This window comes from Bacillus sp. ABR (assembly GCF_056172715.1).
In genome coordinates this window covers 93,454-117,942 of sequence record NZ_JAOYSL010000002.1, presented here as the reverse complement: position 1 = coordinate 117,942, position 24,489 = coordinate 93,454, and the positions used below count along the sequence as shown (strand labels likewise).

30 protein-coding genes are annotated in these 24,489 nt (G+C 41.1%); 22 read left to right on the top strand and 8 right to left on the bottom strand.

The window, feature by feature from the left end:
- Positions 1 to 194 precede the first annotated feature (194 nt).
- A complete protein-coding gene (gene metA, locus OIT90_RS05835; protein WP_039179396.1) occupies positions 195 to 1,103 on the bottom strand; it encodes a homoserine O-acetyltransferase MetA in 909 nt (302 codons plus the stop codon).
- A 139-nt stretch (positions 1,104 to 1,242) separates the two neighbouring features.
- On the opposite strand from metA, the gene OIT90_RS05830 reads away from it, so the two are divergent.
- The 12 genes from OIT90_RS05830 to OIT90_RS05775 all read left to right on the top strand — a co-directional run bounded on the left by OIT90_RS05830 (position 1,243) and on the right by OIT90_RS05775 (position 12,100).
- Positions 1,243 to 2,925, top strand: coding sequence for a formate--tetrahydrofolate ligase (locus OIT90_RS05830; RefSeq protein ID WP_126681669.1), 1,683 nt, complete (start codon positions 1,243 to 1,245; stop codon positions 2,923 to 2,925).
- 74 nt (positions 2,926 to 2,999) lie between these two features.
- Positions 3,000 to 3,482 (top strand): glutathione peroxidase, encoded by a 483-nt coding sequence (locus tag OIT90_RS05825; protein WP_041085791.1) that lies wholly within the window; start codon positions 3,000 to 3,002, stop codon positions 3,480 to 3,482.
- A gap of 1 nt (position 3,483) precedes the next feature.
- Entirely contained in the window at positions 3,484 to 4,107 is a 624-nt protein-coding gene (locus OIT90_RS05820) for an HD domain-containing protein (protein ID WP_039179389.1), read from the top strand.
- Positions 4,108 to 4,137: 30 nt separating this feature from the next.
- Positions 4,138 to 5,274, top strand: coding sequence for a conserved virulence factor C family protein (locus OIT90_RS05815; RefSeq protein WP_095408826.1), 1,137 nt, complete (start codon positions 4,138 to 4,140; stop codon positions 5,272 to 5,274).
- A gap of 307 nt (positions 5,275 to 5,581) precedes the next feature.
- The gene (gene ilvD, locus OIT90_RS05810; RefSeq protein ID WP_024422739.1) at positions 5,582 to 7,258 is read left to right on the top strand and encodes a dihydroxy-acid dehydratase; all 1,677 of its coding nucleotides are present in this window, start codon (positions 5,582 to 5,584) and stop codon (positions 7,256 to 7,258) included.
- Positions 7,259 to 7,339: 81 nt separating this feature from the next.
- Complete coding sequence (locus tag OIT90_RS05805) at positions 7,340 to 7,774, top strand: BrxA/BrxB family bacilliredoxin (protein WP_039179382.1); 435 nt, start codon at positions 7,340 to 7,342, stop codon at positions 7,772 to 7,774.
- 66 nt (positions 7,775 to 7,840) lie between these two features.
- Positions 7,841 to 8,629 (top strand): class I SAM-dependent methyltransferase, encoded by a 789-nt coding sequence (locus OIT90_RS05800; protein WP_474892356.1) that lies wholly within the window; start codon positions 7,841 to 7,843, stop codon positions 8,627 to 8,629.
- 284 nt (positions 8,630 to 8,913) lie between these two features.
- Complete coding sequence (locus OIT90_RS05795; protein WP_059377775.1) at positions 8,914 to 9,531, top strand: YpjP family protein; 618 nt, start codon at positions 8,914 to 8,916, stop codon at positions 9,529 to 9,531.
- 18 nt (positions 9,532 to 9,549) lie between these two features.
- Complete coding sequence (locus tag OIT90_RS05790) at positions 9,550 to 10,077, top strand: phosphatidylglycerophosphatase A family protein (protein WP_047203262.1); 528 nt, start codon at positions 9,550 to 9,552, stop codon at positions 10,075 to 10,077.
- A 103-nt stretch (positions 10,078 to 10,180) separates the two neighbouring features.
- Positions 10,181 to 10,975 (top strand): thymidylate synthase, encoded by a 795-nt coding sequence (locus OIT90_RS05785; RefSeq protein WP_041085780.1) that lies wholly within the window; start codon positions 10,181 to 10,183, stop codon positions 10,973 to 10,975.
- Positions 10,972 to 11,457: a type 3 dihydrofolate reductase gene (folA, locus tag OIT90_RS05780; protein ID WP_059377778.1), complete on the top strand. Its 486-nt coding sequence runs from the start codon at positions 10,972 to 10,974 to the stop codon at positions 11,455 to 11,457. Before OIT90_RS05785 ends, folA begins: the two co-directional genes overlap by 4 nt.
- A gap of 19 nt (positions 11,458 to 11,476) precedes the next feature.
- On the top strand, positions 11,477 to 12,100 hold the full coding sequence (locus OIT90_RS05775) for a lysophospholipid acyltransferase family protein (RefSeq protein ID WP_059377780.1): 624 nt from the start codon (positions 11,477 to 11,479) through the stop codon (positions 12,098 to 12,100).
- A gap of 36 nt (positions 12,101 to 12,136) precedes the next feature.
- Here the strand turns inward: OIT90_RS05775 and trhA are convergent, their stop codons facing one another.
- Together trhA and OIT90_RS05765 are read right to left on the bottom strand one after the other, a co-directional pair.
- Positions 12,137 to 12,775 carry a PAQR family membrane homeostasis protein TrhA gene (gene trhA / locus OIT90_RS05770; protein ID WP_024428144.1) on the bottom strand — a complete coding sequence of 213 codons (639 nt, stop codon included), beginning with the start codon at positions 12,773 to 12,775 and terminating at the stop codon, positions 12,137 to 12,139.
- Between the two features lie 14 nt (positions 12,776 to 12,789).
- On the bottom strand, positions 12,790 to 13,758 hold the full coding sequence (locus OIT90_RS05765; protein WP_474892355.1) for a sigma 54-interacting transcriptional regulator: 969 nt from the start codon (positions 13,756 to 13,758) through the stop codon (positions 12,790 to 12,792).
- Positions 13,759 to 13,939: 181 nt separating this feature from the next.
- Between OIT90_RS05765 and ilvA the strand changes: the two genes are divergently transcribed.
- The 7 genes from ilvA (at position 13,940) to ypmT (ending at position 18,770) form a co-directional block, all read left to right on the top strand.
- The gene (gene ilvA, locus OIT90_RS05760) at positions 13,940 to 15,208 is read left to right on the top strand and encodes a threonine ammonia-lyase IlvA (protein ID WP_025093104.1); all 1,269 of its coding nucleotides are present in this window, start codon (positions 13,940 to 13,942) and stop codon (positions 15,206 to 15,208) included.
- Between the two features lie 36 nt (positions 15,209 to 15,244).
- Entirely contained in the window at positions 15,245 to 15,496 is a 252-nt protein-coding gene (locus OIT90_RS05755; RefSeq protein WP_024422728.1) for a YpmP family protein, read from the top strand.
- A gap of 187 nt (positions 15,497 to 15,683) precedes the next feature.
- Positions 15,684 to 16,526: a DegV family protein gene (locus OIT90_RS05750; RefSeq protein ID WP_024428148.1), complete on the top strand. Its 843-nt coding sequence runs from the start codon at positions 15,684 to 15,686 to the stop codon at positions 16,524 to 16,526.
- Between the two features lie 23 nt (positions 16,527 to 16,549).
- Positions 16,550 to 17,140 (top strand): SCO family protein, encoded by a 591-nt coding sequence (locus OIT90_RS05745; protein ID WP_058838899.1) that lies wholly within the window; start codon positions 16,550 to 16,552, stop codon positions 17,138 to 17,140.
- Positions 17,141 to 17,209: 69 nt separating this feature from the next.
- Positions 17,210 to 17,971, top strand: coding sequence for an SGNH/GDSL hydrolase family protein (locus OIT90_RS05740; protein WP_058838922.1), 762 nt, complete (start codon positions 17,210 to 17,212; stop codon positions 17,969 to 17,971).
- Positions 17,972 to 17,981: 10 nt separating this feature from the next.
- Entirely contained in the window at positions 17,982 to 18,548 is a 567-nt protein-coding gene (locus OIT90_RS05735; protein WP_064497492.1) for a YpmS family protein, read from the top strand.
- 24 nt (positions 18,549 to 18,572) lie between these two features.
- Positions 18,573 to 18,770, top strand: coding sequence for a protein YpmT (gene ypmT, locus OIT90_RS05730; protein ID WP_064497491.1), 198 nt, complete (start codon positions 18,573 to 18,575; stop codon positions 18,768 to 18,770).
- A gap of 30 nt (positions 18,771 to 18,800) precedes the next feature.
- Here ypmT and OIT90_RS05725 read toward each other — a convergent pair whose 3' ends face one another.
- From OIT90_RS05725 to OIT90_RS05715, 3 genes are all read right to left on the bottom strand, one after another.
- A complete protein-coding gene (locus tag OIT90_RS05725; RefSeq protein WP_474892498.1) occupies positions 18,801 to 19,466 on the bottom strand; it encodes a DUF4397 domain-containing protein in 666 nt (221 codons plus the stop codon).
- Between the two features lie 120 nt (positions 19,467 to 19,586).
- Positions 19,587 to 19,847 carry a hypothetical protein gene (locus tag OIT90_RS05720; protein ID WP_060697097.1) on the bottom strand — a complete coding sequence of 87 codons (261 nt, stop codon included), beginning with the start codon at positions 19,845 to 19,847 and terminating at the stop codon, positions 19,587 to 19,589.
- 54 nt (positions 19,848 to 19,901) lie between these two features.
- Positions 19,902 to 20,333, bottom strand: a complete 432-nt coding sequence (locus OIT90_RS05715; RefSeq protein WP_007500780.1) for a MarR family transcriptional regulator — start codon at positions 20,331 to 20,333, stop codon at positions 19,902 to 19,904.
- Positions 20,334 to 20,471: 138 nt separating this feature from the next.
- Here OIT90_RS05715 and msrA point away from each other — a divergent pair, with 138 nt between their 5' ends.
- Positions 20,472 to 21,005, top strand: a complete 534-nt coding sequence (msrA, locus tag OIT90_RS05710; RefSeq protein WP_064497488.1) for a peptide-methionine (S)-S-oxide reductase MsrA — start codon at positions 20,472 to 20,474, stop codon at positions 21,003 to 21,005.
- On the top strand, positions 21,005 to 21,436 hold the full coding sequence (gene msrB / locus OIT90_RS05705) for a peptide-methionine (R)-S-oxide reductase MsrB (protein WP_024422719.1): 432 nt from the start codon (positions 21,005 to 21,007) through the stop codon (positions 21,434 to 21,436). The genes msrA and msrB overlap by 1 nt, the downstream gene beginning before the upstream one ends.
- Before the next feature lie 51 nt (positions 21,437 to 21,487).
- Here the strand turns inward: msrB and OIT90_RS05700 are convergent, their stop codons facing one another.
- Positions 21,488 to 22,516 (bottom strand): SDR family NAD(P)-dependent oxidoreductase, encoded by a 1,029-nt coding sequence (locus OIT90_RS05700; RefSeq protein ID WP_212043028.1) that lies wholly within the window; start codon positions 22,514 to 22,516, stop codon positions 21,488 to 21,490.
- A gap of 251 nt (positions 22,517 to 22,767) precedes the next feature.
- Between OIT90_RS05700 and OIT90_RS05695 the strand changes: the two genes are divergently transcribed.
- Entirely contained in the window at positions 22,768 to 23,490 is a 723-nt protein-coding gene (locus OIT90_RS05695) for an acylneuraminate cytidylyltransferase family protein (protein WP_099663393.1), read from the top strand.
- A gap of 29 nt (positions 23,491 to 23,519) precedes the next feature.
- On the opposite strand, the gene OIT90_RS05690 is transcribed toward OIT90_RS05695, so the two are convergent.
- A complete protein-coding gene (locus OIT90_RS05690; protein ID WP_474892354.1) occupies positions 23,520 to 24,482 on the bottom strand; it encodes a CgeB family protein in 963 nt (320 codons plus the stop codon).
- Between the last annotated feature and the right edge of the window lie 7 nt (positions 24,483 to 24,489).

Genomic DNA, 24,489 nt, shown 5'->3' with positions numbered 1-24,489 from the left:
AAACTTCGTACGAAACTATTAATCTCATAGGTCTACATATACATAAAGATAACATATAAACAGTTAGAGCATATCATTCGTTACGAAAGAATTAAACTAATTTTAAAAAACAAACAGATTCAATTGATAATGGAAGACAGAGCCATTTGTATTTTAACACATTTTGACGATTTATCATCAGACCACAGTCTATTTTATTCCCAAACGTATGGTGTTTCTTGATAAACATAATAATTAAGCCAATTCATAAACAACAAGGTTGCATGGGCTTTCCAGCGATTTACTGGGATTAATGTGTCACCATCTTCTATAAAATAGTGGACAGGTTTTTGGACTGTATCATCTTTCAACAAATCTCTTTCATATTCCTGCATCAATGTATCTGTATCATACTCAGGGTGTCCAGTTAAAAATACTTGTTTATCATCATCTGAAACAATTAAACAAACACCTGCTTCTTCAGACATACTCAAGACTTTCAAATTCGGCGTGTTTTTTAATTGTTCTGTATTAATATCTGTATGCCTAGAATGTGGGACATAGTATACTTCATCAAAACCTCTGACTAATCTTTCTTTTTTCTCTTTCACAATATGCTCAAATACGCCAAATTTTTTCTCGGGAAGCTTGATTTTTTCAATCCCGTAATGGTGATATAAACCTGCCTGTGCACCCCAGCAAATATGAAGGGTAGATGTCACATTGGTTTTACTCCAGTCCAAAATGTCCTGCAGCTCTTTCCAATAAGAAACTTCTTCAAAAGGTAAGTGCTCAATTGGTGCGCCAGTGATGATCATTCCATCAAATTTTTTATGGCGAATCGATTCAAAGGTCGTATAAAATTCATCTAGATGCTCTCTCGACGTATTCTTCGGTGTATGTGTACTTGGAATCAAAAACGTAAAGTACACTTGTAAAGGAGAATTTCCGAGCATTCTCAGCAGCTGCGTTTCAGTTTGTATTTTTTTTGGCATTAAATTTAAGATCACGATATTCAAAGGACGGATATCTTGCTTGAATGCCCTTGTCTCATCCATGACGAAAATATTTTCGCTCTCTAGTATTTGTTTTGCCGGCAGATGAACTGGTATGTTAATAGGCAACTCGCCACCCCCTGAACCAAAGCTAATTTCACTTCATTATAGGAACTTTCTGGCGATATTTCAATGTTTCAATTATGTTACAATGAAAAATAGAGCAAAAAAGAATGCTGTTTCTGTAAAAAAAGGAGGCCGTTTTGTTATGATCACAAAGCATTTATCAGATATTGACATTGCCCAAAAGGCTAAGCTAAGACCAATTCAAGACATCGCAGCAAAGCTGCAACTACATGACGAAGAATTAGAATGCTATGGTTTCACAAAAGCGAAAATATCTTTGACTATTTTTGACCGTTTAAAGGAACAAAAAGAAGGACACGTGATTCTTGTCACTTCCATCAACCCAACGCCAGCAGGTGAGGGGAAATCCACGGTAACAGTCGGCCTTGGTCAAGCCTTCGAAAAAATTGGCAAAAAAGCGATCATTGCGATGCGTGAGCCATCATTAGGTCCTACAATGGGGATTAAAGGCGGGGCAGCGGGCGGAGGATATTCACAGGTGCTGCCAATGGAAGAAATCAATCTTCATTTCACAGGAGATTTTCATGCCATTACATCTGCACATAACGCCTTATCTGCTTTTATTGATAACCATATCCATCACGGAAATGAACTCGGCATCGACACGCGCCGCATTGTATGGAAGCGAGTGCTTGATTTAAACGATCGTGCATTAAGACAAGTCGTTGTCGGACTTGGCGGTCAGTTAAATGGGTATCCTAGAGAAGACGGATTTGACATTACAGTTGCTTCCGAAATGATGGCGATCCTCTGTTTAGCAGAAGACTTATCTGACTTAAAAAAACGTCTTTCTTCTATTGTTGTTGCCTATAATCAAGAAGGCGAGCCAGTCACAGTGGGAGCACTTGGATATGAAGGTGTCCTGACGTTACTTTTAAAAGACGCACTCAAGCCGAACCTGGTTCAAACGATTGAAGGAACCCCAGCACTTGTCCATGGCGGTCCTTTTGCCAATATTGCACATGGATGCAATAGTTTAATTGCAACCAAAATGGCAGCAAAATTAGCTGATTATGTCGTAACAGAAGCTGGATTTGGAGCAGATCTTGGAGCAGAAAAGTTCCTTCACATTAAAACAAGAGCTGGTGATTTCAAACCTGGTGCAGTTGTCATTGTGGCGACAGTGAGAGCATTAAAGATGCATGGCGGAATGAAGAAAACCGAACTCAAAGAAGAGAATGCACACGCCGTATTAGAAGGTATACATAATTTAGAAAAGCATATTGAAACCGTGCAAGCTTTTGGTCTTCCATATATTGTCGCGGTAAACCGTTTTATTACGGATACAAAAGAAGAGATTCAAGCGATAGAAGATTGGTGCGGCAAACATGGCCATCCAGTTAAAGCCGTGAATGTATGGGAAGAAGGAGGCGAAGGCGGGACAGCTCTTGCAGAGGAACTAGCGGAACTCATTGAAAAGAAAAAGAACAACTTTACCTATTTGTATGAAGCGAACGATTCCATCGAAGAAAAGTTATCTAAAGTGGCCAAAGTGGTTTACGGGGCAGATGGGGTCACGCTCACATCCAAAGCAAGAAAGCAGCTGGCTGCCATTGAGGAAAACGGCTGGGCTCATTTGCCGGTTTGTATGGCAAAAACACAATATTCTCTTTCGGATGATCCAGCTTTAATCGGCAGACCTAAAGGCTTTACCATTACGATTCGCGAGTTAAAGCCATCTGTAGGAGCAGGATTTATTGTGGCCTTAACCGGAAGCATTTTGACAATGCCTGGATTACCTAAAAAACCTGCGGCTCTCGAAATGGATTTATTAGAAGACGGCAGTGTGACAGGACTCTTTTAAACGGGAGCATAAAAAGCGATTTTCTAAAAGAAGCATGTTACGATAGGAAAAAGTGAATCCTAGGAGGCTATGAGATGTCAATTTATGATATTCAGGTCAAGACCATTAACGGTCAGGAAAAATCGATGGCAGATTACAAAGGAAAAGTGCTCATTATTGTAAACACAGCAAGCAAATGTGGACTGACTCCTCAATTTAAACAATTACAAGAGCTATATGATCAATATCATGAAAAGGGCCTTGAAATTTTAGGATTTCCGTGTAACCAATTTATGAACCAAGAGCCAGAAGGAGAAGAAGCCATTCAAGAATTCTGTTCTTTGAATTATGGAGTGACCTTCCCTATGTTTGCGAAAGTAGATGTTAATGGCGAAGAGGCGCACCCGCTGTTCAAGCATTTAACAAGTGAAGCGAAAGGTGTGCTTGGGACAAAAACAGTGAAATGGAATTTCACAAAATTTATCGTTGACCAAAACGGAGAAGTCACTGAACGCTTCTCTCCAAAAACGCCACCAAAAGAATTAGAAAGCTCAATCATCGCTCTGTTGGACAAATAAGATGCTGACAGTCATGCAGCGAAAACAATTGGAGGCAGCTGCCTCCTTTGTTTCAGACAGGCTGAAGGATGAACCAACTGGACACGATGCGGCTCATGTTGCTCGTGTGCGCCAGCTTGCCGTCCGTATTGCACATCAGGAAGGCGGCTCTTTCTTTATCATCGAAATGGCGGCAATTGTACATGATGTCATTGATGAAAAGCTGTCAAGTGAATGGAAAGTCACTAAGGAGCAGCTTGAGCACCAGCTCCTTTTGTGGGAATTGGATACGAGGGATATCCGCTACATCATGGACATCATTACAACGATGTCTTTTCGTCACCGGCATAAGCAGTTTAGGCCGATGACGTTAGAAGGGACTATTGTTCAAGATGCGGATAGGCTGGATGCGATAGGAGCAAGCGGTATCGCTAGAGTGTTTACGTATGCTGGCGCAACAGGTGAGCCCCATTATACAAAGGACACGCAGCAGGGCTCTGTGCTAAAGCATATGGAAGAAAAACTGCTCAAATTAAAAGACTTGATGAACACTCGTGCAGGGAAGCAGCTTGCTGATGAGCGGCATGAATTGATGAGTTTATTTATCAAGAAATGGAAAGAAGAATGCGGCCTTACAGATGAGTAGGGTCTTTATGTGTGTAAGGAGGATATATCAATGAAAATAACAGCCATAGAACCGACGCCAAGTCCGAATACCATGAAGGTTATTTTGACAGAAGCACTTGCCGGCGGTAAAAGCAACAACTACAAAAAGGATCAAAAAGACGAAGCCCCAGAAATGATCAAGCGTATTTTAAGCATTGAAGGTGTAAAAGGGGTTTATCATGTCGCAGATTTCTTAGCAGTCGAGCGAAATGCAAAGTTTGACTGGCAGGGTATTTTACAGCAGGTCAGAGAAGCCTTTGGACAAGAAACAGAAGGCCTTCAGGAAGGATCGCAGTCAGGCGATGACACATTTGGTGAAGTGAAAGTGTTTGTCCAAATGTTTAATGGGATTCCGATGCAGGTCAAACTGTCAGACGGTGAAAGAGAAGAGCGGTTCGGCATGCCTGAACGTTTTCAAGCAGCCATTTTAAAGCTTAGAAGCAGCTCAGACAATGTCGTGTTTGAACGTGTGTGGAAAGAACACGGCGTTCGTTTTGGGGAATTTGCTGATATCGGTCAGGAAGTCACAGAGGAGCTGCAAGCAGCCTATGATGATGAGCGTTTAGCCCGATTAACAGAGGCAGTAAAAGAAGGGCAGGAAGCTGTAGATAGACAGGTGAACCGAAAAGCATATGATGTAACAGAAGACATGCTGCAAGAGGAAGATTGGAAAAAACGTTTTGCCCATTTAGAGCAAATGCAGCCAGAGCAAAAGGATATACCTGTTTTAATGAAAGCAATGGAGGATCCAAAAACGTCTATTCGCAGACAAGCCGTTGTGAATGCTGGCATGATTGAGGATCCTGCTATTCTGCCTATTTTATATAAGGGGCTCGAGGACAAAACAGTGACAGTCCGCAGAACGGCTGGTGACTGCATTTCTGACCTTGGTGACCCTAGTGCTATAGCAGCCATGATCGCAGCATTAAAGGACCCGAGTAAGCTCGTCCGCTGGCGTGCAGCGATGTTCCTTTATGAAGAAGGGGACGAAACGGCACTTGAAGCATTAAAAGAAGCAGAGCAAGACCCTGAGTTTGAAGTCAGTCTTCAAGTCAAAATGGCGATTGAGCGCATTGAGCATGGAGAAGAAGCGAAAGGCTCTGTGTGGAAGCAAATGACAGAAAGTAGAAAGAATGCATCAGAATGATGAGAAAAATGAACAAGCTGCCAATGAAAAGCAGCTTGTTTTTTTAAAAAAGATAGACAGAAAAATTTTTTTAGAAAAATTATTTTGAATATTGTTGAAATATGCGAAAAAACTCTATATAGTAGTACCAATATAGAATATTGGAGGTCAGATTTTATGACACGAATCTTGCTGAGCGCTTGCTTCAGCAGCTATGTTAGTCATCAGTCATTCATAGGTGGCTAAATAAACAGAAAATTTGTAAAATAAAATCAACTCAAAATCATGCAGTCAACAAGACTTGTAGTATAGGAGGCTTTTTAAACAGATGGCAGAACTACGCAGTAATATGATTAAACAAGGAATCGACAGAGCACCTCACCGAAGCTTACTAAGAGCAGCGGGGGTAAAGGATGAGGATTTCGGCAAGCCATTTATTGCCGTATGTAATTCCTATATTGATATTGTCCCAGGACATGTCCATCTTCAGGAATTCGGGAAGATTGTGAAAGAAGCCATTCGTGAAGCTGGCGGCGTTCCATTTGAATTCAATACGATTGGCGTCGATGATGGAATTGCCATGGGTCATATCGGGATGAGATATTCATTGCCAAGCCGTGAAATCATTGCTGACTCTGTAGAAACCGTTGTATCTGCTCATTGGTTTGATGGAATGGTTTGTATTCCTAACTGCGATAAAATCACACCAGGAATGATGATGGCAGCGATGCGCGTGAATATCCCGACTGTTTTTGTGAGCGGCGGACCGATGGAAGCGGGTAGAACAAGTGATGGCAGAAAAATCTCTCTTTCTTCTGTTTTTGAAGGTGTTGGTGCATACCAGTCAGGTAAAATCAATGAAGAGGAATTAAATGAATTAGAACAGTTTGGCTGTCCAACCTGCGGATCTTGTTCAGGTATGTTTACAGCTAACTCAATGAACTGTTTGGCAGAAGCACTCGGGATTGCTCTTCCTGGAAATGGAACAATTTTGGCGACATCACCAGAGCGAAGAGAATTTGCGAAGAAGTCTGCAAAACAACTCATGGAGCTCATCAAAAAAGATATTAAACCACGGGATATTGTCACTGAAAAAGCAATTGATAATGCATTTGCATTAGATATGGCTCTTGGTGGTTCAACTAATACTGTTCTTCACACATTGGCGATTGCGAATGAAGCAGGTGTTGAATATTCACTTGAACGTATCAATGAAGTAGCAGAACGTGTGCCTCATTTATCGAAACTTGCTCCAGCTTCAGATGTTTATATTGAGGATTTACATGAAGCAGGCGGCGTTACAGCGGCACTAAATGAATTGTCTAAAAAAGAAGGCGCTCTTCATTTAGATACAATGACCGTTACTGCGAAAACGCTCGGCGAGAACATTGCGGGACATGAGGTAAAAGATTATAACGTCATCTATCCAATTGACAAGCCATTTACTGAAAAAGGCGGCTTAGCCGTTTTATTTGGAAACCTTGCGCCAGATGGAGCCATCATTAAAACGGGCGGGGTACAAGACGGGATCACACGCCATGAGGGACCTGCGATCGTATTTGAATCCCAAGAAGAAGCCCTTGAAGGCATCATTAATAGAAAAGTAGAAGCAGGACATGTTGTCATCATTCGCTACGAAGGACCTAAAGGCGGACCTGGCATGCCTGAAATGCTTGCACCTACTTCACAAATCGTCGGTATGGGACTTGGACCAAAGGTTGCTTTAATTACAGACGGACGTTTTTCCGGCGCTTCTCGCGGATTGTCTATTGGACACGTCTCACCAGAGGCAGCTGAGGGCGGCCCGCTTGCCTTTGTTGAAAATGGTGACCATGTCGTTGTCGATATCGAGCAGCGCATTTTAAGCGTAGATGTTCCAGAGGAAGAATGGGAAAGAAGAAAAGCAAACTGGAAAGGCTTTGAGCCAAAAGTAAAAACGGGTTATCTTGCTAGATATTCAAAACTTGTGACATCAGCTAATACAGGCGGAATCATGAAAATTTAATCTGATATCGAACATTTGAAAATTGGCTCTCTCTATAGTATCCTTTATTCACAACATAAGGATTATAGAGGGGGCTTTTTTATGTCAATGGCATATGAAGAATACATGCGGCAGCTCGTTGTACCGATGCGTCAAGAGCTGACAAGTGCAGGATTTCAAGAACTAACAACGGAAGAAGAAGTAGAACAAACGATGCAAGAAAGAGAAGGAACGACATTTGTGGTTGTCAATTCTGTATGCGGGTGCGCTGCCGGATTAGCACGTCCAGCTGCTACTCAAGCTGTGATGAAGGCAGAAAAAACGCCAGATCGAATTGTCACAGTTTTTGCTGGCCAGGACAGGGAAGCAACGGCAAAAATGAGAGAATACTTCACAGGCGAAGAGCCATCGTCTCCATCTATGGCACTTTTAAAAGGAAATGAACTTGTTCATTTTATTCCGCGTGACGAAATTGAAGGTCATGAAATGGAAGACATCATGAACAACGTCTTATCTGCATTCGAAAAACATTGCTAATACACATGTTGAAATGTCCTGTGATCAAATCAGGGCATTTTTTCATGATCATGATGGAGGAACCGCATGCTTATCACAACAAGCTTTAGAGCAAATGAACAAACGATTGAAACAGCAAAAGCCCTTGCAGAGGATTTACACGGCGAGTATGTAGAGAGGCGCAAACAATCTGTCAAGCAGCTTGCGATAAAACGAGGAGACGTCCTTGTTGTGGGGAAAGAAAGATTCGAATGGTATCAGCCAAATGGTGAAAAGTTTTTCTTTCATCCAAGCTCAGCAATGTTCAGGGTGAAGCGGCTCATGCGCGGAGAAAAGGATCCTTTAATCGAAGCCGCGCAGCTTCAGCCTGGCGATACCTTTTTAGATTGTACGCTTGGCTTAGGATCAGATGCCATTACAGCAAGCATGCGAGTAGGTACGAATGGAAGGGTCGTTGGTATCGAAAAGAATCCCATGACAGCATTGCTAGTGCGAGAAGGACTAAACACATGGGAGACAGGGTTAAGAGAAGCAGATGAAGCGATGAAACGGATATCTGTTGTAAGTGGAGACAGTATCGAGCAGCTAAAGAAGCTTTCTGATGGTTCATTTGATGTCGTCTATTTTGATCCGATGTTTGAGGAGACAATTCAAGAATCTGCAAGTATCGCTCCGCTACGTCATGCAGCAGAGCACCACTTTGACAACGAAATAGCCGTCCAAGAAGCACTGAGAGTGGCGAGAAAAAGGGTAGTTTTAAAAGATCATTGGAAAAGCACCCGATTTCTAGCAGACTCCTATCAATTTCACGTTTTAAAACGAAAAACAGCTCAATTTCATTATGGATATATTGAGAAAGAAAAAAGCCCTCACTAATAGACAATGCTTTGAATTCCTTGTCAATCATCTAAAAAAGCCCTTATTTAGGGCTTTTAATCTGTAATCTCCATATAGACAAAATAAAATAACGTCAGCAAGGAAGCCGTAATGAAAAACCCTTCAAGCATACCCATTCCTCCCAAATTTTAGTCGCCTTTGCTACCATTGTAAACGTTTTATTATGAAAAAGAAAGTCTCAAATCGATGGCCAAATTGAATGACTGAAAATTCATTATATGCTAGAATAGCAGTATGATAACTTATGGAAGGAATTAGATATCATGAAGATGTGGATGAGAAAAACGCTTGTTGTGCTCTTTACGATTGCAACTTTTGGTTTAGTCTCTCCTCCGTCGGCTTTGATGACAGACAAGCCTTCTGAACTTTCTTCATCTGATAAAACGCCTTATACAGCTGTTTATGATACATCAGATGAAATGCGCAGCTGGGAACTAACGCAAGAGGAAAGCAAAGAGCAGACAGATCCCTTTGAGCAATATAAGCAAGAGGTGCTGTCAAATGCAGAAAATCAATCCTTTCTCAAATTTGGCCGTAAAATCACACCTGTCATTGAGGACGAGTACAGAGAAGAGATTCAGCCGAAGATTGAACAAGTGTTAACCGACTATTTAACAAATTTCAAAGATGACGAAAAATTTCAAGATGTTGTTTTAACTGATCAGCCTTCAAGCGGAAATGGCGAAAAAATCTTCCACATTTACAACCGCAAGACCGGAGAAGATTTGCTCCGTTTCCATGTCAGAAGAGATCAGCCGCCTCACAGCGGATATTGGTTTAACTTTCATTACCATACAGCAGAAGATGGATTCCAGACGCATCATGAACTCGGTAATATTTACTGGGATAAAAACACCCCGCCGAGCTGGATGAGCCACTAGAAGGAGATGTCATGCCAATTGAAAAAATATACAATGAACGAAATGGTGCAGATTACAAAACAAATGTTAAACGACCGCGGAGTGAAAATTGAAGATATCGCACACATTGTGCTGAAGCTCCAAGAAAAATATCATCCAAACCTTCCACTTAGTGTCTGTATTGAAAATGTTGAAAAAGTGCTGAATAAAAGAGAAATTGTCCATGCGGTTTTAACAGGACTTGCCCTTGACCAGCTGGCAGAACAAAAGCTTTTGCCAGAACCTTTACAGCACTTAGTTGAAACAGATGAGCCGCTATATGGAATTGATGAGATTATTCCGCTTTCCATTGTCAATGTATATGGATCAATCGGTTTGACCAACTTCGGTTATTTAGATAAAGAGAAATTTGGTATTATTCGTGAATTAGATGAGGGCCGTCCAGGTGAAGTGCATACTTTCCTTGATGACCTAGTCGCTGCACTTGCCGCAGCAGCTGCAAGCCGCATTGCTCACTCACACCAAGATATTAAAGATGAAGAGCAGGAACGAGTGAATCAAGTATAAAAAGAAAAACATGTCTGCTCATCATGCAGGCATGTTTTTTTGGTTTCAACAAAAGCAGAAATAAGGTAAACTACAACAAGAACATAAATAAAGGATGAAAAAAATGAAACAATACAAAGAGTTATGCCGTCATGTATTACAGCACGGGGATGAAAAAGGTGACAGAACGGGTACAGGTACAATTAGCACGTTCGGTTACCAGATGAGATTTGATTTACAGGAAGGATTTCCTCTTTTAACAACAAAGAAATTACACCTGAAATCAATCATTCATGAGTTGCTTTGGTTTTTAAAAGGTGATACAAATGTCAAATATCTTCAAGAAAATGGTGTCCGGATTTGGAACGAATGGGCAGATGAAAATGGAGAGCTGGGCCGTGTGTACGGAGCGCAGTGGAGATCATGGGCAAGTGGAGACGGCGAGACCGTGGATCAGATCACAAAGCTGATTCATGATATTGAGCACAATCCGAATTCAAGACGACTGATCGTCAGTGCTTGGAACCCGGGGGAAATTGATCAAATGGCGCTGCCTCCTTGTCATTGTCTGTTTCAATTTTACGTATCAAACGGGAAGCTTTCCTGCCAGCTATATCAAAGATCGGCAGATATCTTTTTAGGCGTGCCGTTTAATATCGCTTCATATGCTCTCCTAACGATGATGATTGCTAAAGTCACAAATCTTGAGCCAGGCGAGTTTATTCATACACTTGGAGATGCTCATATTTACCAAAATCATCTTCCGCAGGTGAAAATGCAGCTGGAGCGCGAGGAACGCACGCTTCCTAAGCTTCGCATCACAAGGGATGTAAAGAGCATTTTTGATTTTACGTTTGATGATTTTGTGCTTGAGAACTATGATCCGCATCCGCATATTAAAGGAGAAGTCAGTGTATGATTTCCATGATTGTGGCGACAGGAGAAGACAGAGTCATTGGTCAAGATAATCAAATGCCTTGGCATTTACCCGCAGATTTAGCGTATTTTAAAAAAGTCACAGGCGGACATACGATTGTCATGGGCAGAAAAACCTTTGAATCGATTGGACGAGCGCTGCCTAACCGCCGAAACATTGTGCTGACCACAAGTTCTTCTTTTAAAGCAGAAGGATGCGAGGTTGTTCATTCAATTGCTGACGTTTTGGCAATTGCGGAAAGCGAGACAGAGCTATTTATTATTGGCGGGTCTAAGCTGTATGAGGAGATGATGCCATATGCGAATCGTCTCTATATCACGCACATTCACCATGCGTTTGAAGGAGACCGTTATTTCCCGTATTACAATGAAGACGAATGGACGATTGTATCACGCGAAAAAGGCCATCGTGACGAAAAGAACCCCTACAATTATGAATTTGTCGTCTATGACAAAAAAGGATAAGTGAGTAGGAGGAGTACGGTTGTTTCGTTATTGGTTTTTAACGATTTATGTTGTTGTATCCTTTTTAAAAAGTATGAGGCATTTGTACGATCATGAATTAACGGATCCACGCATTTCCTATACGAAACGAATGCATCTCATTCATGAGCATGCAAAAAGGTTTGCCCGGGGATGTATTGATCAATCAGGATCAGTCATGACCATTCATCAGCAAAAGAAGCTGCCAGACTGCCCGGTTATTTATGTCACAAAAGAGCTGAATCCAGTCACGACGACATTATTGATCGGCCACCTTGAGCAGCCAGTTGCTTTTATGGCAAAGCCGAAGCTCTTTCGGTATCCGATTTTAAAACAATGGTTGAAAAAAATGGCGGTCATTCACCAGAATCAAACGGATGAGGTTTTATTAGAAGAAGCAAAGGAAAGAATCATGTCTGGGCAGAGTCTACTGCTTTCAGAAGAGTATCGTCATATTGCAGAGGCGCTTGCTGAAGAATTCGATTGTCCGCTTGTACCGATTGAAACGAGCGGAACGGATCGTCTTTTAATGGGGAAGTTCGTGAAGAGAATGCGTCCTGTTAATGTCGATATTCATATTAAAGCTCCTGTCATGATCAGTGATTACGCACAAAAGCGTGCATAGAAAAACCAGCATCCGAATAGTGGATGCTGGTTTTTTTCATGCAGCAGGAATGTTTACGCAATAGAATAAAATACAGAAGAACATCGATGCACTGCCGCCGAGAACAAAGCTGTGCCAAATCGCATGGTGATAGGGGATTTTCCGCCAAATATAAAAGATGGTTCCGACTGAATATAATATGCCGCCTAACAGTAAGAGTCCAAATCCTGCACCTGTTAATTGGATATAAAGCGGTTTGATGGCAATGATAATCATCCAGCCCATTAATAAATAGACGAGGGTAGATACGATTATAAAGCGTTTGACGAAAAAGATTTTAAAGACAATCCCACCAGCAGCAAGCGCCCATACAATCGCAAGGAGCGTATAGCCGAGTGCACCTTTTAGTGGTCCAAGTAAAAAGGGTGTATATGTACCAGCAATCAATACATAAATAGCCGAGTGGTCGAGGATTTCAAAAATATCTTTTGTTTTTTTGTGCCGAATGCTATGAAGCAAGGTTGAACTTAAATAGAGCAGCAGCATGGATGCGCCAAATATCGAAAAGCTGATAATATCTGTGACTGTGCCGTATTGAACAGCGAATAAGACGAGAAACACAATAGCTGGTATGGATAAAATAACACCAATGCCATGTGTAATGGCGTTTGCAATTTCTTCTTTTACAGTAAACAATGGATGTCCTCCTTTTATTGAACCGGTATATAACCATCAAGTGACTTCAGGAATGAAAGACCTTCAAGTGTAATCTTCGTTCCGGCCCTGCCTTTTCCTTTCGTCACGTATGCTTTTTTCTCAAGATCATCTAAGCGGTTTCTCACCTGCTGAGGGGTGAGCGGAATGTCTCCTTGCTTGCTTAGTTCAGACAAGATGCGTCTGCTGGCTGCTTCTCCTTTTTCATTGAGAGATTTAATGGCTTCCAGCAAGAAAACAAACTCTTGTTTTTCCATTAGTGTGAGCTGGTGTTCTTCCTTTTTACCTTTTACGGCTGAGGGAAGAGGTGCTAACACAAAGGGAGGTAAATGATGTAAAAATACCGTGTGACCCTCGAGTATGGACGCAGCGTAATGAACGATATTTTTGAGCTCTTGCACATTTCCTTCAAATGGATACTGCTGCAAGGCTTCCCAAACACTTGGATCAATGTCAGGAGCCATGTTCAGCTCTTGAAAGAAAGCATTTGTTAACACAGGAATGTCTGTTTTTCGTTCAGCTAAAGCCGGAAGGGCCAAATGAAGAACATTCAAACGATAAAACAGCTCGGGTAAAAAGGTTGAAGAAACCCTAAGTGCCTCTATTGATAAAGACGAAGAAGCGATTACTTTTGTTGCAGGTGAGGTTTCTAGAAAGTGAATGACCTTGTGCTGCATAGGAATACTTAATGCGGCGACCTCATCTAAATAAAGAATTTGATTGTTTTTTTCTGTGAAGGCTTTCTGTAAGATTTCTTCATTCAAGATGGGGCAATACATGTGTGTCAGTGCTGCGTGTGGAATAGATGCGTTCGCCATTTCTTGGGCAAATAGTGTTTTGCCTGTGCCGGTGCCTCCTGTTATTAAGACTGGTTGTTCGTTTTTCGAAAATTGTTTTGCCAGATGAATGGCATGCTTGATGTCTTGATGATCTCCATATATAGACGTGAACGATTGTGTGGCCATGAGGTGGTTCCTTTCTTTGTGGTTCTAATTGGTTCAATTGTAACACCCAATTAAAACAAATGTACAGGAAAACGAGAAATTTTATAAAATTTATGATGGATCCGTGATCTATTGGTTTATTTTTTGAATATTCATGTTATAATGACAAATTAAATAAGGTTAAAGAGAAAGGATCTTGTACATGAAACCGTTGCTCAAAGAAAATACGCTAATTCAAGTGAAAGACATCTTAAAAGCCCATCAAAATTTGAAGGATGTAGTCATTCATACACCACTTCAAAAAAATGAGCGACTTTCTGAACGATATGAATGTAATGTCTACTTAAAAAGAGAGGATCTTCAAGTAGTTCGTTCCTTTAAATTAAGAGGCGCTTTTAATAAAATGAGCCAGCTTCCAAAAGATAAACTAGAAAATGGCATTGTCTGTGCAAGTGCTGGAAATCACGCACAGGGTGTTGCCTATTCTTGTAAATATTTAGGCATCCACGGGAAAATCTTTATGCCTGCTACGACGCCAAGGCAAAAAGTATCCCAAGTGGAGCTGTTCGGAAAAGAATATGTTGAAATTATTTTAACCGGAGATACGTTTGATGATTCATATCATGAAGCCGTAAAATGCGGAGATGAAGAAAAGCGCGAATTTATCCATCCGTTTGATGATTTGGATGTGATGGCAGGACAAGGAACGACTGCTGTCGAAATATTAAATGATATCGAAGTGGAGCCTCACTTTTTATTTGCAAGTGTCGGAGGTGGAGGTCTGTTATCTGGTGTTGGTACATATATCAAAAATATCTCACCAGAAACCGAAATCATTGCAGTCGAACCGCTTGGCGCAGCTTCACTGCATGCGTCACATGAGAAGGGCGAGGTTGTGACACTTGATTCGATTGATAAGTTTGTAGACGGAGCAGCGGTTCAGCGGATTGGCGAAAAGACGTTTACATCGCTTCAGTCTGTTGTCGATAAAATCAGTCTAGTACCAGAAGGGAAAGTATGTACAACAATTTTGGAGCTGTATAATCAATGTGCGATTGTAGCAGAACCGGCAGGCGCATTGCCAATCGCAGCATTAGATGCCCATCGCGAGGAGATTAAAGGCAAAAATGTTGTCTGCATTGTCAGTGGAGGAAATAATGACATCGGCAGAATGCAGGAAATCAAAGAACGCTCAATGATCTATGAAGGGCTTCAACATTACTTTATTGTCAATTTTCCGCAAAGAGCAGGAGCACTTCGAGAATTTTTAGATGAAGTGTTAGGACCAAATGACGATATCTCACGCTTTGAATATACGAAAAAGAATAACCGAAGCAAAGGCCCTGCGCTTGTCGGCATCGAATTGAAAGAAAGAGATGACTATGCCGCGCTGATTGAGCGGATGGACAAAAAAGGCTTCCACTATGTTGAAGTGAATAAAGATCAAGATTTATTCCACCTATTTATTTAGGCTTAACAGATAATTGGAAAAGAGGATTGATCGTTTGTGCTGCTCAAAACAATATGTTTTAGACGGATGGATGGAGCTCAGATCAAGGTAACAGAAGTCCCTGTTCTAAAGGGGGATGAGACGTATCGTTTCATGCTCACCTTTAGACTTGAAGCTTTCTTGAAAAAAGTCTATGTATCTAAAGGAAAGAGAGCTGTGTACTCTTTCAGAGAGGATGTGAAACGTAACGTCAAGTGGAGCACATATGAACAGATCTATCAGGAGCCTACACTGAAACACAATGCGTAAGCAGGAATCTTTGTCAAAAGGAGGAAGCAGCCATTTTGAAATGGCTGCCGCTCAGTTTGGCAAGGATTTTTTTCGTGACAAGAAGAAATTGTGACAATTTCAAAAACGTTAGGTCAGTTGTTTTCAAGTGTGCAGGAAATAAGGTAATATCATAAGTAAAGACTAAGACAGCAAGGATGAGACGATAGTGAAACAAATTAAAATTGTAACAGATTCAACTGTGGACCTTCCGCAAGAGAAAATCAATGATCTTTCCATTCACGTGATTCCGCTCAATATCTCCATTTCTGGAGTTGATTATATTGACCGAGTGAATATACAGCCAGATGAATTTATTGAAAAAATGGAGGCCGCTGAGGAACTGCCGAAAACGTCTCAACCTGCGATCGGTCAATTCGTCGAATTATATGAAAAGCTGACGGCAGATGGAAGTGAAGTGATCAGTATCCATTTAACTGGTGGGATGAGTGGTACTGTTCAAACTGCTGAAAGCGCTTCGAAAATGGTAGATGGAAACATCACGGTGATTGATTCGAATTTTATTTCCTATGGATTAGGATTTCAAGTCATCAAAGCAGCAGAACTAGCCAAAAAGGGTGCAAGCCGTGAAGACATTATCACAGAATTAGATAAAATCCGTCTTCAAACAAAGCTATATGTCACAATCGATACATTAGAAAATCTCGTCAAAGGCGGCAGAATTGGAAGAGGAAAGGCGCTGATCGGCTCACTACTTCACATCAAACCAATTGCCAGCTTAACAGACGGGGTATATACGCCAGAAGCGAATGTGAGAAGCTATTCTGCGCTTGTCCGTCATCTGACAAAACAGTATGTACAGGCGGTGAAGGGAAAAACAGTTCAAGCCATTGGGATCGCACATGCAGATGCATTAGAACTCGCTGAAAAGCTAAAAAAAGCGCTGCTTGATCATACACCTGAAGCACTGATTGACATCGCCTACACAACACCGATTATTTCGTGTCATACCGGAAAGGGCGCAATAGGCTTTACTTTTTATACCGATTGATGGAAAAAGGGGATGGGCATATCATGGATAGAAAAAGGGGAGCCTCACTTGGTGCGCTTATGATCATAAGCGTGCTTCTTTTAGTCTCATGTTCAAATGGACAAATCAAAGATGCGTTAAATTATCAAATAGAGCCGTTTGAGTTTGAAAACCAAGATGGTCAAAAGGTGTCATTGGAAGATTTGAAGGGGAAAGTATGGGTAGCAGATTTTATTTTCACAAGCTGTGAAACGATCTGTCCGCCGATGACCGCTCATATGACAGAGCTGCAAAAACGAATAAAAGAAGAAAAATTGGATGCGCATATCATTTCCTTTAGTGTGGACCCAGAGGTCGATTCACCGAAAAAGCTAAAAGAATTTGCAAAAGCCTATCCATTGTCCTTTAAAAATTGGGATTTTCTCACGGGGTATTCACAGTCAGAAATCGAAAAATTCGCAATGAAGAGCTTTAAGACCATTGTCAAAAAACCTGAAGATGAAGACCAAGTGATTCATCAGTCCCTGTTTTTCCTTGTTAATCAAGAAGGGAAAGTGATGAAAAATTATGATGGCGTGCAAAACACACCTTATGATGACATCATCAAGGACATCAAAACGCTGAACCGAAGCTAGCATAAGGATGTTCAAATGGGCGAAAACATGATACACTTTTTTAATCAGAAAAAGGAGGGACATCATCGTTTGAAGGCTCGTTTGATTTTGATTGTGATGTCTCTAGCATTTGTTCTTTCTGCATGTTCTGCGCAAGAGGCTGGCATAAAGGATAAACTAGAAGACACACAAAACGTAAAAGAACATATTACCATCGCAGCGGTTGGAGATTCCTTAACAGAAGGAATCGGAGATCAAGATAAAAAAGGCTATGCAGGCATGACCCGTGACAAGATAGAAGCGGTCGACGGCGTGCAATCTGTCACATTAAAAAACTATGCCATTAAAGGCAGTAGAACAGTAGATTTGTTAAAAAGATTAAAAGAAAAAAAGGTGCAGGACGGACTGAAAGACGCTGATTATATTTTCTTTACAATCGGCGGGAATGATCTCATGCATGTTGTCCGTCAAAATGTGCTTAATTTGACGTTTGCTCCTTTTAAAAAAGAGCAGGGTCCTTTTGAGGAGCGCTTTAAAACCATTCTTGCTCAACTGAGAGAACAGAATGGCCATGCGAAAATTATGTATGTCAGCATGTACAATCCTTTTAAGTTCAGTTTGTCTGAGCTGCGAGATATTGATGAAGTCGTCAAAGACTGGAATGCCGCTGCCAAAAAGGAACTCAAAAAAGACGGCAATGCGGATATGATCAACGTAGCAGATTTATTTGAAGAAGGTTCTGATGAAAAATTACTGGCAGATGATGATTTCCACCCAAACCAAAAGGGGTACTCTCTTATGGCAAATCGTTTATTCTCCGAAGTGAAAAAAGAAGGACTGCCGAAGGAATAGGGTGAAATAGATGAAAAAATGGAAAAGCTTATTTTTTATTTTACTTGCAATCAATCTATTGATTGTGATTGCCTGCGGTATTTTAATGCTGCTGCCAGGCGGTCAATCCGCTTCAACCAAAAAAGTGAAAAGCGAATATGCTTTTAATATATCCAGCTCAAAAGAATCGCTCACCAGCTTTGTGAATGATTATTTGAAAAATCAAGGATCAAATGATATGCCAGACTTTCATGTAGCGATCGATCAAGATGTGAAAGTAACAGGCGCAATTAAAGCTTTCTCTTCAACGATTGATGCAAACGTCTCATTTACGCCAACTGTTGAAGATAATGGTGATGTGCTTTTGAAAGTGGATGACTTTTCAATTGGACAATTGAGCATTCCAATTAGTTTTGTTTTAAGCTACATGGGTCAGTTCTATGAGCTGCCAGAATTCGTTCATGTAAAACCAGATCAAAAAACGGTTGAAGTGCGCCTTTCTGAAATGCCGCTGACGAATGATATGTATGTCAAAGCGAACAAAATTGATCTACAGAACGATGAAATTGAATTCTCATATTATCATCCAAAGCAATAGAACGTGTGAGTCAGGAGTGAAATCATGAAGCGAGTCTATCAATATTTTAGTTTACTGTCGTTTTTATTTGCTGCGTACTTTGGCATAACAGCTGCCAATGCTTTAAAAGCAGAGAATATCGATCAGTTTTACTTAAATATTGCCTACTGTGCATTATTTCTAGGCACGATGATTCTTACTTTTGATTTTCAAAAGCAAGAAAAAGCTGAAGATGTCTCGTAAGGAGCCTTTTCCATTGGGAAAGGCTCTTTTTTATATTTGCCGAGACAAGACGACCTTCGCCATAAGTTCTGGCTCTCCGTTAGCAAATCCATGAAGCAGAATCAGGTATGCGCGCTTTGTTTGCAAATGAACTTTGGGGATATCAAGCAGTACACTTTGAGTGCCGGCGGCTTTCAATTCAAAATGATATTTATTCGGGGAGAAATGATGAATGTGGGTACTGTTTACATAATCAAGCTCCTTAGATATGATCCCTTGGTCTCGTTCATATATATCTATAGAAGGAAGGTCCGGAGACAGCTGTACAAATGTAAGTGCTGACAGGTCTTCTTGTTTGATCAAAGTAGTCTGCTGCTCAGTCAGCAGTGCAAAGCCTGCACGAGCACCTGTGATACAGAGTGTATAGACCTGGCCGCTCTTAAATTGAATGCGAGAATGAAGAATTTTTTCATTTGTAGCCAGTTTGAACACTTCTATTTCATACATTCCCTCATCCCACTCCATGTAAGCGGTCAAATGGCTGTAAGGCATTGTTTTCATCAGCTGCTTCCGGTTCACATAAACAGCGAGCTCACTGAGATCTGGTGCAGCGTGAAATAATCGAATAAAGGCTTTTGATGAAGGGCTGCTTTGAAGATGCTCATAGGCGGCAGTGAATGGCCGATATGGAAAGTCATGATAAAAGAGCTGCTGCATGTCATCAATCCCTTCTTTCTCATACAATGGTGTTTTTTGTAGCGTATGCATGAAAAAGACGATCTGTATAGGCAAAAGAAGCAAAGAAAAAAGCCTGACGGAATACGTCAGGCCGGCATGTTAAGAAGGAGAAGAATATTGATGATATTCAGCTAGTTTAATAAACGTTTTTTCATCCTCAATTAAACCGCAAACGCCGCACTGGACCTTCATTTGAGGACCTTGATAGCTCATGTGAAAAGGAGACAGCTGCTCTCCTTCGTATCTTTCAACAACTGCTCCTGTCGCTGGATCTAGCTTGACAGGTTCTGAAAGCTGCTCAATGAGATTAAAGCGCGTTCTGTTTGTTTTACAGTTTGGACAAAGATAAGGGCTTGTCATGGTTCATTCCACCTCTTTTTATCCGTAGCATGTCCTAAGCGCTAAAATCTATGCTTAATCCTTTTGACTTTTATCCAGCTTTTTAAATAATTTGATCATCGTTTTGAGTTCTTCGTCATCAAATGACTCAAATCGCTCCATAAAGTATTCTGTTTTCTTTTTCTCAAAATGCTCAGTAATTTCCTTACCCTTATCGGTTAAGTGGATTTTGATGATGCGGCGGTCCTCTTTTGAACGAATACGGGTGATCCAGCCTTTTTCTACGAGTGTGTCAGTCACAGCGGTAATATGACTTGCTGACACTCCAAGAATGGAAGCGAATTCCGTTACTTTTTTTGCACCTTGCTCACGGAGCAGATTTAAAATAAGAAATTCATTCCGAGATAATTCGTTTTCGAGCAGGCTGTTAATTTCATAACGGATCTGCTTAAATACGGTTCTCAGTAAAGTGTCCATTTCGTACATCATTTGTTTTCTTTGTTCCAATCATTAAACCCCCATTATATTTTAAAGATACGACAGAATGCTTTCTTTTATTTTAGGTATACAAGTCGTATCATTTTCATTATTTTTTATCATGTTATAATATGATGATACCATTTTTTAAATGAAGGGGGCACTAATATGTCTGAAAAACAAGAATTAGCCACATTTGCAGGAGGCTGCTTCTGGTGTATGGTTAAACCTTTTGATGAACAGCCGGGCATTATCAAAGTTGAATCAGGGTATACTGGCGGACATACAGTGAATCCGACCTATGAGGAAGTATGTACAAATACAACGGGACATAGAGAAGCGGTTCAAATTACGTTTAATCCTGACGTGTTCCCGTATGAGAAGCTACTAGAACTGTATTGGCAGCAAATAGACCCAACAGACGATGGCGGGCAATTTGGTGATAGAGGAGAATCTTACCGTACTGGTATTTATGTTCATCATGACGAGCAGCGAAAGCTAGCAGAAGCATCGAAAGAGCAGCTGAGCCAAAGCGGGATTTTCAAAAAGCCAATCGTGACAGAAATTTTAGATGCAGGTCCTTTTTATCCAGCAGAGGAATATCATCAGCACTATTATAAGAAAAACAAAATGCACTACGAACGATATCATGTCGGTTCGGGCAGAGCCGGTTTTATTGAGTCTCATTGGAGTGATAAATAATGGCAAATGAAAAAGAAAAGCGTATAAAAGAATTAAACCGCATGCAGTATGAAGTCACGCAAAATAATGGCACAGAGCCGCCATTTCAAAATGAATTTTGGGATCATAAAGAAGAAGGTATTTATGTGGATATCATTTCAGGAAAGCCGCTGTTTTCTTCTTTAGATAAGTTTGATGCCCACTGCGGCTGGCCAAGTTTTACAAAACCGCTTGAAGAGGAAGAAGTAGCAGAGAAGGTTGATACGAGTCATGGAATGGTACGGACAGAGGTTCGCAGCAAAACAGCTGATTCTCATCTTGGCCATGTTTTTCCTGATGGACCAGGGCCAAACGGTCTTCGGTATTGTATTAACTCAGCCGCTTTGAAGTTTATCCCAAAGGATGATCTTGAAAAAGAAGGTTACGGGGATTTGAAACATCTATTTGATTGATCCATTTAAAAATCGTCACATGGAAAGCATTTGCTTCCGTGTGACGATTTTTTATTTTTTATGATGTGTATGATGTAATTGTTCGATGATGTGGAACAGCTTTTCTTTTGTAATGAGCGGTGCTTCTTTTGATGTGTAATTCGTTAAATCGACTTTTTGAAAGGAAGGGTGTAAATGTGGCCTCGGTAAAATGGCATAAAATTGTTCATGTTCAAAGAGTGCATCTGCTTCGTGCGGGAATGTGAGCTCCTCGTGAAGCTTCTCGCCAGGTCTTTTTCCGACAACGAGAATATCTGGAGATTTAGCATTGATTTGGGCGGCATATTCATGAAATGCTTTTAAGAGATCGGCAAGCTGTAAGGACTCCATCTTGAGAATGAAGGTTTCGCCGCCTTTCATCATGATTGCTGCTTGAAGTGTGAGGGAAACAGCTTCTTCAATGGACATAAAAAAACGTGTCATATGAGGATCAGTCACGGTCAAAGGTTTTTCATTTAATAGCTGCTGGAGCATGATCGGAATGACGGAACCTCTAGATCCAAGCACATTGCCAAAGCGTACAGAGCAAAACTTGGTTTTTTGATTCGGAATACTTTCGTTTGCTTGGGAAAATAGTTTTTCTGAAATCAATTTTGTTGCACCCATGGCATTAGTCGGAGAAACCGCTTTGTCAGTTGAAATGTTGACAACATGACTCACTTCATGTTCGAGGGCGGCTTCAATGACGTGCTGCCCGCCGATGATATTCGTTTGAACGGCTTCGAACGGATTATCTTCACAAGTGGGTACTTGTTTTAAGGCCGCTGCATGAAAAATGATATCCACACCTTTGACGAGCTGTCTCACGCGGCTTGCATCCCGGACATCTCCTAAAGCGAATACGACCTCTGGATGATCTGCGTATTCATTTTTCATCATGTATTGTTTGCTGTCATCTTTACTGAAGACGATTACCTTTTTTGGAGAGCAGCTTGTTAATTTATTCACGATTTGCCGGCCGATGGATCCTGTACCGCCTGTAACTAATATCGTCTTGTCACGAAAAAAGGTCTTCAAAGTCGTTTCTATCTGATTGGACATATCTAATCCCCCAACTCTCATTTCTCTACTTTGCATCATATGTGAAAGAGCGGCATTCGTTTGAGGAAAAGAACCACTTCATGTATAAATTAGGTGAACAAATTATAACCATCTGCTTACCGTCTTAATAGAATATGGAGAGATAAGAGATTAACTAGAAAAACGAGAGACCTGAATACTTCAGTACTGCGATCAGCTCGGTCAGAGAAGAAAATTGTAAGGGAGCTGTGCGCGAGGGGAGAAGAGAAGACATGTATAGGGGAAATCGTATTTTAGCCATGATACCTGCATTTAGAAGTACCGACGGCCAGCATGATGAACATATACGCATATTGGCAGAGCGGCCGCTTATCTATTGGACCATTCAGCCGCTTTTGCAAATGATTGAGTTAGATGAAGTCATCGTCTCCTCAGAGGATGTCAATACGCAAATCATTTCATCTCACTACGGAGCAAATGTGATTGAACTGCCAAGTACACATGTAACAGAACAAACGCCGTCGCTGTTAGCTGTGAAGCATGCGCTTGCTTATTTAGAGCGGGAGGGGAAAACCTTTGATATTGTGCTATATCTGCAGCCATCGTCTCCTCTAAGACAGACGGCAGATATCGAGAAGTGCTTGCAGCTTTTAGTGGAGGGGGGATATGACTGCACCGCATCTTTTACAGAGGCGTTAGAAAACCCAAATGAAACTTGGACACTGCATGAAAACAATGAAGCTACTTTATATAAGGACAATCATTACTTTTTCATGCCAAAACATGAGCAGCCATATACGTATGGCCGGCTAAATGGTGCGGTATATGCTTTTCATGCTCATTATGTCAAAGAATGCATTCATTCCTTTTTAGAAGGATCTGTCGGAGCATATATGATGGATCACACGCGGTCGCTTGTGGTGAAACAGGAGGCGGACCGGAAAAAGGCAGAGCACGTCTTATTGGCTCGCCGAGATGCAGAAGATCATGCATAAGCTGACCTTCAACAAGAAAAAGCGCCCAGTTATAGGGCGCTTTTTACGATTTCATAAAGCCTTTGCGGCATCGTATCAAATGTATTCCAGCGAACGGCTTGCTCGTAGTTGTTCAGTGCGGCCGCCTTTCTTTCACCTGCATTTGACCCATAGTAATCCACCTGTTTGATCAAATCGTCCTCATCTTTGTAAAAAGCAAAGCTTGAAAAAGTAGGCGGCGGATGTAGATCCATCAATTGAAAACTTCCAGTTGCAGCAATGTCAAATGCTCTGTTATTGAGGCTCATATTTTGAATCATGGCTTTATTTTTGTTATATACAAATTGAGACGGCCTATGCGGATTCAGGACAATCGCTGTCTGCTGATAGATGTCCGCCATTTGCTGAGGACTCAGCCAATTCGTTATAAGGGTGAAATCACGATAATGTCTCCGTGATTTATTTAAGTGACGGTGCCATTCCTTACCTGCAACGAGAATACGCCATTTGTTTTGCTTTAAGAGTGTATCGATGGCCTTAATGCGGTTGGGATAAGGGTAGCCAATGAGTGCAATGTCAAACGTGCACATCTCATCTGGCGATTCATTTTTCTGAAAAACACGTGTATTTGTCGGAATGGGAAAGTAGTGTGTATTTTCGGCGCCTAATTGTTTGTAAAATGGCAAAATCCCTTCATCAATCGTTAAGATAAGCTGAGCATCACGTGCGCAAGCAGCTGATACATCTGCATAAAAGGGATCTTCTGTCATCCACAGAACGATCGGGATTTTTTCTTGTTTGAATTGATGAAGTACATCTTTCGGAACATGATCACCGATCATCATCAAAACAAAATCCGGAGAAAATGTCCGGATTTTGTGCATGTTAGTGGGTAGAGATTCTCTATCAATCTTTACACATGAAAAGGGGGAATCAATGAAGCTTTCTTCTACCCATTGATCAAACATGTGATAGATTCCGCCGTAGCCAGAACTGATATAAAGAAGCTTCATGATGACC